At 55.5% G+C, this 7,699-nt stretch carries 8 protein-coding genes; 1 reads left to right on the top strand and 7 read right to left on the bottom strand.

Annotated elements, in window-relative coordinates:
• The 5 genes from HUK38_RS14105 to HUK38_RS14085 form a co-directional block, all read right to left on the bottom strand.
• The coding region (locus HUK38_RS14105) for a response regulator (RefSeq protein ID WP_182584965.1) at positions 1–360 on the bottom strand (360 nt) is incomplete at its 3' end.
• Positions 361–466: 106 nt separating this feature from the next.
• A complete protein-coding gene (gene thiE, locus HUK38_RS14100; protein ID WP_182584964.1) occupies positions 467–1,126 on the bottom strand; it encodes a thiamine phosphate synthase in 660 nt (219 codons plus the stop codon).
• A 32-nt stretch (positions 1,127–1,158) separates the two neighbouring features.
• On the bottom strand, positions 1,159–3,015 hold the full coding sequence (gene uvrC / locus HUK38_RS14095; RefSeq protein WP_182584963.1) for an excinuclease ABC subunit UvrC: 1,857 nt from the start codon (positions 3,013–3,015) through the stop codon (positions 1,159–1,161).
• Between the two features lie 183 nt (positions 3,016–3,198).
• The gene (locus HUK38_RS14090; protein ID WP_182584962.1) at positions 3,199–5,100 is read right to left on the bottom strand and encodes an Hsp70 family protein; all 1,902 of its coding nucleotides are present in this window, start codon (positions 5,098–5,100) and stop codon (positions 3,199–3,201) included.
• On the bottom strand, positions 5,097–5,861 hold the full coding sequence (locus HUK38_RS14085; RefSeq protein ID WP_238787687.1) for a DUF2760 domain-containing protein: 765 nt from the start codon (positions 5,859–5,861) through the stop codon (positions 5,097–5,099). The genes HUK38_RS14090 and HUK38_RS14085 overlap by 4 nt, the downstream gene beginning before the upstream one ends.
• Before the next feature lie 65 nt (positions 5,862–5,926).
• On the opposite strand from HUK38_RS14085, the gene HUK38_RS14080 reads away from it, so the two are divergent.
• Complete coding sequence (locus HUK38_RS14080) at positions 5,927–6,913, top strand: acyltransferase family protein (protein ID WP_182584961.1); 987 nt, start codon at positions 5,927–5,929, stop codon at positions 6,911–6,913.
• 59 nt (positions 6,914–6,972) lie between these two features.
• On the opposite strand, the gene yhbY is transcribed toward HUK38_RS14080, so the two are convergent.
• Together yhbY and HUK38_RS14070 are read right to left on the bottom strand one after the other, a co-directional pair.
• Positions 6,973–7,278 (bottom strand): ribosome assembly RNA-binding protein YhbY, encoded by a 306-nt coding sequence (gene yhbY, locus HUK38_RS14075; protein WP_194374902.1) that lies wholly within the window; start codon positions 7,276–7,278, stop codon positions 6,973–6,975.
• Between the two features lie 114 nt (positions 7,279–7,392).
• Positions 7,393–7,699: transposase (locus HUK38_RS14070; protein ID WP_182584960.1), on the bottom strand; the 307-nt coding region annotated here is incomplete at its 5' end.

Genomic DNA, 7,699 nt, shown 5'->3' with positions numbered 1-7,699 from the left:
TTTAGACAAATACGCATCAGGCGTACTTTCTAATGCGCCCATGACCATTTCATTGGTATTTTCGGCCGTGACCATAATAAACACGGTGGACAAATCAACCGTCCCTTCGGTGCGGGCTTGATCTAATACTTGCTGGCCATCAATCCCGTCGCCCAAATTATAATCACATAGCACGATGTCATAATGGCGATTGCGCAGTTTAATTAACGCTTCTTCACCGGTAGCGACCGGGGTGATGTCGTGATATTCCAGTGACAATAACATTTGCCGCAAGGTGCTGCGCATGTTTTGAAAATCATCAACAATGAGAACAACGTCGTTTTTGATGTGTGGATTATTTGACACTGTATGATTAACCATCACTCGCGCCTACTTTAATGGGTCTATATTGATTGGCGCGTCAGTTGATTACGGGTGATCTTCACTCAGAACTCAGAGTGCGTGCTTATTGCCATGTGCGTGTAAGTTAAATCGGCGTTTTATTGGTGACGCCATTCATGGCTTGCCACAACTGCCGCGCTGTCGCCTCGGGATCGGGCGCGGTGCAAAGCGCCGCCACCACCGCGATCCCCTCCACCCCCGCCGCCCGCACCGCCGCCGCGTGTTGCGCATTTAACCCACCAATCGCCACCATCGGCAGCGGGCTGGCGGCGCGCAATTTCGCTAATCCCGCCAAACCCAGTGGCGCGGCGTGATCGCGTTTAGTGGTGGTAGCAAACACCGGCCCGACGCCGAGATAATCGGTGTTCTCCAGATCAACGGCCGGTATTTGTGCAAGGTTATCAATGGATTGCCCGATCACCGCGTGCGCCCCCAGCACCGCTCGCGCTGCCGCCACGCCGCCGTCGGCTTGACCCAAATGCACGCCAACGCCGAGCGCCTGCGCCACCGCCACACGGTCGTTGACGATCAATTGCACGGCGGGGTGATTGGTTAGCACTGTTTGCACCTGCCGCCCGAGCGCGATCAAGTCCGCGTCACTGGCGGATTTGTCGCGTAGTTGCACCATTGTCACACCGCCGCGCACGGCCGCTGCGACTGTTGCAACGATGCCACGCGAGCCGCATAACTGCGGATCAGTGACAAAATAGACTGATAAATCAAAGGGTAAGGTTGTGGTTGACATGAGACACACCGCCGGTTTAGCGGCCGCTGCGATCAGGAGTCCGTTGGATGGAGCGCATAATACAACTGTTGTGCTAACCGTGAACCGATCCCCGCCACGCGAGCCAAATCAGCGACGCTGGCGCTGTGCAATCCACGCAGTCCACCAAATGCGGTCAGCAATTGCCGCCGCCGTTTCGCCCCAATGCCGGGGATGTTATCCAACGCTGACGCCTGCCGCGCTTTGCTGCGCCGGGCGCGATGACCGGTGATGGCGAAACGATGCGCCTCGTCGCGGAGGTGTTGAATCAAATGCAGCGCAGGCGAGTTGGGCAAGGTCGCCAGCGGTTGCGCGTCACCCCAGCGCCACAGCGTTTCCTCACCCACTTTGCGCGCCGCCCCTTTGGCGACGGCGACGATGCACGGCAGAGTCACGCCCAGCGCCGTCACGGCCTCGGCAACGGTGCGCAATTGCCCGCGGCCGCCGTCCACCAATAACACGTCCGGCAGCGGCGCGGCATTCACCGGTTGCAGTGCGCGGCGGTAGTGGCGCGTCACCGCCTGCGCCAGCGCGGCGTAATCGTCGCCCGGGGTGAAATCGGCTTGATCTAAATTATCCAAATTAAAACGGCGGTAGGCACTCGGCCGCGGGCCGGCTGTATCAAATACGACACAGGCGGCGACGGTCAGCTCGCCGGCGGTGTGGCTGATGTCAAAACACTCCAATCGCGTCGGCACGGTCGCCAATCCCAGCAGGTCACGCAGCGCCGTCAGCCGCTGTTGATAATCCGCTCGCGTGGCAAGATGTTGATTTAACGCTAAATTCGCGTTGTCAATTGCTAACCGCAGCCACTGCACCGCCGCGCCGCGCTGCGGGTGGTGAATCTTGACGGCACGGCTGGCGCGTTGACTGAGCGCGGCTTGCAAAAACGCTCGCTCGGTCGGGGCGATGTTAACCAGTAACAGCGGCGGCAGCCCGAACGGCGCGGGGCGGTTAGCGTAAAACTGCGCCATAAATGCCGATAACACGGCGGCCGGCGGCGTGTCGGGCGGCACTTGCGGGAAATGCGCCGCGTTGCCCAACTGCCGCCCGCCGCGCATCATCACCACCTCGACGCAACTGTGTCCGCCGGCTTGGACGCAGGCGAGCAGGTCAAAATCATCACCGCCGCGCCCCTGTGTCACGAATTGCCGCTGTTGCATTTTTGTCAAGAGCGCGATGCGATCCCGCCACAGCGCCGCCTGTTCATATTTCAATGCCGCCGCCGCCCGCTCCATGTTGTCAGTGAATAATTGAATAATGGTTTGCGCGTGACCGGTGAGAAATTGCCGCGTGTGCAAAACATCTTGCGCGTATTCTTCGGCGCTAATAAAACCGACGCACGGGGCGCGGCAGCGGTGGATTTGATATTGCAAACAGGGGCGGGAACGATGGCGAAACATGGCGTCATGACAGTGGCGCACGGGAAATAACAATTGTAATAAACGCAGCGTGTCGCGCACCGCTTGACTGCTCGGATAGGGGCCGAAGTATTCACCTTTTGCATTGCGAGCGCCGCGATAAAAGGCTAAACGCGGGAATTGATCTTGGCTGCTTAGATAAATAAACGGGTAGCTTTTATCATCGCGCAATAACACATTAAAGCGCGGCTGGTGGGTTTTGATTAAATCATTTTCTAATAATAACGCCTCGCCCTCGGTGCGCGTGACGGTGATGTGAATATCCACCACGCGGGCAATCATGGTTTGCAGGCGGTGGTTTAATGAACGGGTGAAATAAGAACTGACGCGGCGTTTTAAGTTTTTCGCTTTGCCAATGTAAAGCAGTTGATTATCCGCCGCGAGGAAGCGATAGACGCCGGGCTGTTCGGGTAATTGCACTAATACAGTGGCAATTGCATCAGAAGGCATGGCGATAAACTTAATAAGTGTTCCCACGCTGGCGCGTATCGGGCGGTTAAGTTTTTTGTTTAGAACAATTGTCATTCCCGCGCCAGTGGGAAACCAGAGTGTGGTGCTACTGGATTCCTGCCTACGCGGGAACGATCAATCACTTATTTTAATGAGCGTTTTATATTAGATTATCTATTACGCTCAATTCGTCACGCCGCGAGTATTAAACCCGACTTTCCATTCGGCCGCCTCGCCAGTCAATGGAATTGCGATTAATTCCAAATTGCCGACCTCCGACACCGCCGCCTGCAAGCGCACCGGCACCACTTCGCCTTTCTTGCGGCGATCAGCCGGTAAACAGGTGTGAATTTCGTCCAATTCCAGCAACTCGTCGCTATTCCATTCCTCCAGCAAATCACCGACGCGATCCTCGCGCCGCACACTTGAGCCAAAGAAACGGAAGCGCACCGGCTCGCCCACGATCAAGCCAAATTCCTGTGGCGGGGCAATCGGTTCTGACCCCTCCTCCAACCCAAATGGCACGAGGCACAGCGCGTTGAGTTCCGGTTCAATCCCCGGCACGGCGGGCATGGCGCGTTCAATGCCGACGTAATACGAATGCGACGTGCCGCCGCGAATCCGCACCCCGCCATGCCGCCGAACGTGCGCGTAAAACGCCGCCCCGCGGGCGACTGCCAAATCCAAATTAGTCGCCCCGAGCAGCCGAGCGGGTGGGGCATCTTCCGCCGCCAACCACTGGTTGATAACGTGTAACACCCGCTCGCGCAAAATACCGGCGTTAAACACCCCACCGTTGAACAGCACGGCGGTCGGGTGCAAAAACGTCGCCCAATGCACCTGCTCGACAAACCCCTCCAAATCACCGGTGGCACCCGCTTGCCGTCCCAAAAATGCGGCTAAATGGCGGGTAATGCCCGGGTCTTGGGCAAATGGCAACCCGACTTTGGTCAGCGCCGCCCGCGCCCGCTCGGTTGGCCGCGCTGACGCCGCCACCTCGGGAAAAAATCCCTCGATCAACGTGGTCGTGACTTCCGCCCGCGTCAACTCGGTACGAATACTGCCGCCGACCAATTTTGCGCCGCGACTCGGCACAATCACCGGCAAACTCTCCAACTGCGCATCCGCCAGCAGCGCCTCTTTGGCTTGCCGACAACCGTGCGTCAGCGCCTGCAATTGCCAGCGATCCAAGTCCACGCCCTGCCGTTTCAACTTTTGCCGTACCAGATGCGCGAGGGTTAAATCCATGTTGTCGCCACCCAACAGGATGTGATCGCCCACCGCCACCCGCGTCAATTCCAACGCGCCAGCATGTTCGGTCACCGCGATCAGCGACAAATCCGTCGTGCCGCCGCCGACGTCCACCACCAGAATGATGTCGCCAACCTTGACCTCGTGCCGCCAGCGCCCGCCGCTATCGTTGACCCAGTTGTAGAGCGCCGCCTGCGGCTCCTCCAACAGCACCAGATGTTCAATGCCCACCGCACGGGCGGCTTCGGCGGTCAACTCGCGGGCGGCCGGATCAAAGGACGCCGGCACCGTGACCGTCACCTCCTGCTGATCGAGCGGATCGTAGGGATGCTGACCATTCCAGGTGTCGCGCACATGCGCTAGATAGGCGACGCTGGCGTCAAATGGCGAAATTTGTGGCACATCTTCCGGCACTTCCGGCGGCAAAATTGGTGCTTTGCGATCCACGTCCGGGTGGCACAACCAGCTTTTGGCGCTGGCCACCAGCCGAATGGGCGTACTCGCACCCTGTTTGCGGGCCAGTTCACCGATAATTTGGCGCGGATCCGACGGCCACGGCAGCGATAAATCACCGGCGTTGAACTCATCAGGATGCGGCAAATACAAAAATGACGGCAGCATCGGCCGCGGCTCAACCGTGCCGGGAGCGGTCAATTGCGGAATCAACAATTGCTGCTGCGGAATGTCCTCGCCTTTGCAGCGCGCTGATTCAACAAATGCCAGCGCACAGTGCGTCGTGCCTAAATCAATGCCAACCGCAAATTTGGGTTGATTGCCGCCGCCGCGCTTTTTGGGTAACAGCGGAGTCGGCGGAGCGTCAGTCGAATGCGTCATAACTCAACCTCAGCGGCCGCCAAGACGTGCAAATCTCGGCTGACCGCGACCTGGGGTAAATGGACGGCCGTTGCCCGCCACCCGCGATGCACCAGCGCACCGTGAAAGGGCGGATCACCGACCACCTGACCGGTGGGGCGCACCACGGCCGGATCAAAGCCGCGTTCGAGCGTAATTGGGCTGCCCTCGGGTTGATCGAACACGGGTTGGATTTCCAAGTGCTGGCGCAGAACGCGCTGACAACCCTGATGCACCACGCGGGCGGCAGCACCTATGTCTTGATCGGCGTAGTTGGTGATGTCTTCTTGTAAAAAATCCACAAACCGCCCCTCCTTTTGCAATAACCCCAGCAGCAGTAACGCCGAGTCGGGTTGGGATTGCTGCAAACTTGACGGCTGGAGCGCGGCCGAGGTGACTGATGGCAGGGCGTTGATCGTGGAAATATTGTCAGCGTATAGCGTGCGCAATAAATCCGCGTAGTCAGCACTCGCCAATGCTTTGATAAAGCTGAATACTGCAATCGGCAGGCGCGTTAAAACGATCCAAGTGTTGCGAGCGATGATGACGGCGTAGTGGGCGATATACTGACCTGCGATGCGCAGCCAGTTGCTCAGGATGACACGGGCAGCGGAGAACTTGGACGCGAGCGGTTCCAAGTTGTCCGAGTTTCCCAAATTGGCCATGTAACGATCCTCAGTAGCGGTTAGGGTTGCCGGGCGTGAACAGTGCGCATAGTAACGCGCTCGGGCATGGCGCTTCATCTTGATTGTGCGTGTCAATGCCCCACCGCCATATTTTTTATCCACTCACCAGCGATTGATTCACTATGACTACCCACACATCACCCGCCCGCGCCGCCAATCAACGCGATCTTGGCATTGATTTATTGCGCGCCCTTTGCATTTTATATGTTGTCGGTTATTGGCATTTAATTCCCTACACCACCGCGTTACCGGGGTACGCCAATAGCGTGACGGAAGCGTTTAAATACGCCGCATTAGCCACATTTGTCTTCTGTTCAGGCTGGTTATTAGCGCGGCAATCCATTCAATTACACATCGGCGAACTCTGGTCATTTTACCAAAAACGCCTGCTGCGGATTTATCCACTGTACGCGCTCACGTTAATTCTATTTGGGCTATTTGGTCTGGCAACTCTGGAACAGGTGACAGATGGTTTATTATTAATATCAATGCTCAGTCCGCCCGCCATGCCGACGCTGTGGTTTATCACCATGATTATGCTGTTTTATTTAATCGCCCCGCTGTTAATTCACGCGGCGCCGCAACTTGGCAAAACCGCATTCATCAGCGCGGTCATTGCCCTGCTCATCATTAGCTATCATTTTGTGATTAACCCGATTGACTGGCGCTTGCTGCTGTATTTTCCCGTATTTGTCTTAGGCATTCTCTACCGGCAACACCCGCTGATTGCACAGTGGCTCCGCCAAAAACCCGCCGCGTTATTAGGCGCAGTGCTATTCATGACATGGAGCTTGAGTTTAGTTGGCTATGAACCGTCACTCGTTGGCGTCTTATTCCGGTGGCCGTTGGTCATCACGAGCGCCTTGATTCTATTTTTAATTGCCGATCCAATCGCTCGTCATCTCCACACCCCCACCATCAATTTATTTGCCTACAGCAGCTTCGGTTTATATCTGTGCCACCGCCTCATTTTCAAAGGCGCCATTGCCGTGTATTATCCCGACAACGGTTGGGCGCAGGTCGGTTATTTACTAGCAGTGGCGCTGCCATTAAGCGTGTTCATTGGATATGTCATGCAGCGCCGTTATGATGCGCTATTTGCGCGTTGAATGACGGGGCAAATTGATCGTTCCCATGCGCCCGCGTGGGAACAGCAAATCAGCGCCTATTAAATTGCCGGCAATACGAGTGGCTGGCGCCGTTTGGGATTAGCGCGGTAATAACAGGCGACATTGCCAATGCGTTGTATTAAAACTGCCTGATTACGCTCGGCAATTAAAACTGCCACGCCGTCGCGGTCATCGCGGTCAGCCGCGTTAATACGGATTTTAATCAACTCATGCGCGGTCAGAGCGCCGTTGATTTCTTTTAATACCGCCGGCGTGAGGCCGTTTTGCCCCAAAATGACCACCGGTTTTAATGGATGCGCTTGTTGTCTCAGCCAGCGGTGTTGTTTATCAGTGAGTGTTATCATGTGCAGTGTCATTACAATAATCGCAGTGAGGTGAGGTGATGATGGGAGTATAAATGTAACCCAGACTTGAATGGGTATTCAACTATACTCAATAAATACCAATTTTCGTCCGTTTTAATAATGACGGATGATTTCAAACTTTTCGGTTAACAAAGTTCGCAATTGCACAGCAACCCGGTCAAGATTTTGGAAAAAATCACGACAAGCCTCTTCATCCATTCCAAAACAAGAATAATACTTATTATAAAGAATTTGTTTCTTGAAAAATTTCCAAAGCCGTTCAATTAAATTAAGATTAGGCGAACACGCCGGAATAAATAGCAATTTTATTCGTGAATCTTTTATATGCTCTTTAACGGCTTTAGCGCGATAGTAAGTCGCATTATCACAAATAATCGTAATCGATTTAGCATGAGGAAAC

Source organism: Thiospirillum jenense, assembly GCF_014145225.1.
GTDB lineage: Bacteria > Pseudomonadota > Gammaproteobacteria > Chromatiales > Chromatiaceae > Thiospirillum > Thiospirillum jenense.
The sequence above is the reverse complement of the archived record's forward strand: the minus strand, read 5'-3'. Positions and strand labels throughout refer to the sequence as shown.

What these genes read in the sequence shown, in the direction of transcription:
- HUK38_RS14090 (WP_182584962.1), bottom strand. Translation starts at nt 5,100, where the DNA reads ATGACGCATTCGACTGACGCTCCGCCGACTCCGCTGTTACCCAAAAAG.
- HUK38_RS14085 (WP_238787687.1), bottom strand. Translation starts at nt 5,861, where the DNA reads ATGAAGCGCCATGCCCGAGCGCGTTACTATGCGCACTGTTCACGCCCG.
- uvrC (WP_182584963.1), bottom strand. Translation starts at nt 3,015, where the DNA reads ATGCCTTCTGATGCAATTGCCACTGTATTAGTGCAATTACCCGAACAG.
- yhbY (WP_194374902.1), bottom strand. Translation starts at nt 7,278, where the DNA reads ATGATAACACTCACTGATAAACAACACCGCTGGCTGAGACAACAAGCG.
- thiE (WP_182584964.1), bottom strand. Translation starts at nt 1,126, where the DNA reads ATGTCAACCACAACCTTACCCTTTGATTTATCAGTCTATTTTGTCACT.
- HUK38_RS14080 (WP_182584961.1), top strand. Translation starts at nt 5,927, where the DNA reads ATGACTACCCACACATCACCCGCCCGCGCCGCCAATCAACGCGATCTT.